Here is a 2,434-nt window from a genome sequence, read left to right on the forward strand (position 1 = left end):
CGGTGCGTCTGGACCTTGAGGGTCTGGACGTCGGGGAAGCCCTCGCGGGTGGTGCGGCGTTGGGTGAGGCGGTGAAGCGGGTGAAGGAGCACCTGCGGTCGATGCCCGACCACGGCTTGGGCTACGGGCTGCTGCGCTACCTGAACCCGCAGACCGCCGCCCGCCTCGGAGAGTTGGAGGAGAAGGCCGGCGCGGAGATCGTCTTCAACTACCTCGGCCGCTTCACCGGCGACAACACCGAAGCCGAATGGTCACCCACGCCTTTCGGGGTGGACAGCGGCATCGACCGCGAGATGCCGATGGGTCACGCGCTGACGATCAACGCGATGACCGAGGACCGTGCCGACGGACCGCACCTGGTGGTCAGCGTGTCCTGGCCCGGCGCGCTGTTCGCGGAGGCGGAGGTCCGGGAGCTGCTGGACGGCTGGTCGACGGCTCTGCGCGCGCTGGTGGCGCATGTCGAGCAGCCGGGTTCGGGTGGTCACACGCCGTCGGACTTTCCGCTGGTCGCGCTCACCTCCGCCGATGTCGCCGAACTGGAGTCGGCAGAGGTCGAGTTGGAGGATGTCTGGCCGTTGTCGCCGGTGCAGGAGGGCATGGTCTTCCACGCCCGATACGACGACGAGGCGGTGGACGTCTACACGAGCCAGCTGCGTCTGGAGCTGTCGGGCGCGCTGTCGGCGTCGGGTCTGCAGGCGGCCTGCCAGGCGCTGCTGGACCGGCATGCGAGCCTGCGGGCCGGGTTCCGGGTGCTGTCCTCGGGTGTGACCGTGCAGGCGGTCGCCGCGCGGGTGGAGGTGCCGTGGCGTGAGGAGGACCTGCGCGGGCTGGAGCCGGCGGCGCGCGAGGAGCGGCTGGCTCGGATCCTGGACGAGGAACGCGGCCGCTTCGACCTCACCCGACCGCCCCTGCTCCGCTTCGCCCTAGCCCGACTGGACGATGACCAGTGGCTGTTCGTGGTGACCAACCACCACATCATCCTCGACGGCTGGTCGATGCCGCTGGTCATGCAGGACCTGTTCGCCGCCTACGCGGCGGACAGCCGTGGTACCTCCCTGCCGCGCGTCTCGCCCTACCGGGACTACGTGACCTGGCTGGCCGGCCAGGACCGTGCGGAAGCCGAGCGGGTCTGGGCTCACGTACTGGACGGAACCGAGGAGCCGACCCACCTGGTCGCCGCGACCGGACGCCGCACCCAGACGATGCCCGAACACGTGGAGATCGCGCTCCCGGTTGAGCAGACCGAGGACCTGGCCTCCTGGTCGCGCAGTCGCGGTGTCACCCTGAACACCGCGGTGCAGGCGGCCTGGGCGATCGTCCTGGGCCGGTTGACCGGGCGCGATGACGTGGTCTTCGGTGCGACGGTCTCGGGCCGTCCGCCGGAGGTGGCCGGGGTCGAGTCGATGGTCGGCCTGTTCATCAACACGGTTCCGGTGCGGGTGCGGCTGGACGCGGCGTCCTCGCTGGAGGAGCTGCTGGCCGAGGTGCAGTCCCAGCAGGTGGAGCTGATGGCCCACCAGCACTTGGGCCTCGCCGACATCCAGCGCCTCGCCGGGGTGGGCGAACTCTTCGACACGCTCACGGTGTTCGAGAACTACCCGATCGACCCCGATGCCCTGACCATCGCCGACGGCGTGCGGGTGACCGGCTTCAACGGCATCGACGCCACCCACTACCCCCTGAGCTTCGCCGCCATGGTCAAGCCGGAGGGCCTGGCACTTCGCCTCGGCTACGCGTCCGAGCACTTCGACGCGCAGGACATCACGGCCATCGGGGCGCGTGTCCTGCGAGTCCTGGAGTCGTTGCTCGCGGATCCGACGCTGCCGCTCGGACAGCTGGACGTCCTCTCCGGCGACGAGCGGCACCGGATGCTGCAGGAGTGGAACGAGACGGCCCTGCCGATCCCCGCGGCGACCTTCCCCGAGCTGTTCGCAGCCCAGGTCGCCCGCACGCCGGGCAACACGGCGGTGGTCTTCGGCGACACCCAGCTCACCTATGCGGAACTGGACGCGCGGGCGGAGCGACTGGCCGAGGAGCTGGCGACACGCGGTGCCGGACCCGACGAGGTCGTCGCGGTGGCGCTGCCGCGTGGCCTGGACATGGTGGTCGCGGTGCTCGCGGTGCTGAAGTCCGGTGCCGCGTACCTGCCGGTCGACATTGCCTACCCGGCGGACCGCATCGCGTACATGATGGACGACGCCGCACCCGTCCTGGTGGTGACCGGGACCGGGATCGAGCTGCCGGGCGAGGCCGCGCGTGTCGAACTCGACGGCCTCGACCTGACCGGTGGTGGGCCCGCCGGAGCGGTTGCGCGCGCACTGCCGCGCCCCGCCGACGCCGCCTATGTCATCTACACGTCGGGGTCGACGGGTCGGCCGAAGGGTGTGGTGGTGACGCATGGTGGTTTTGCGAGTCTGTCGGCGGCTCAGGTGGA

1 protein-coding gene is annotated in these 2,434 nt (G+C 70.6%); it reads left to right on the top strand.

From position 1 onward, the window contains the following. Positions 1-101: 101 nt before the first annotated feature. Positions 102-2,434 (top strand): condensation domain-containing protein (locus ACIQIB_RS39375; RefSeq protein WP_400764281.1); only part of this gene is annotated, 2,333 nt, incomplete at its 3' end.

Origin of the sequence: Kitasatospora sp. NPDC092286 (assembly GCF_044755565.1) — a bacterium.
Taxonomy (GTDB): Bacteria; Actinomycetota; Actinomycetes; order Streptomycetales; family Streptomycetaceae; genus Kitasatospora.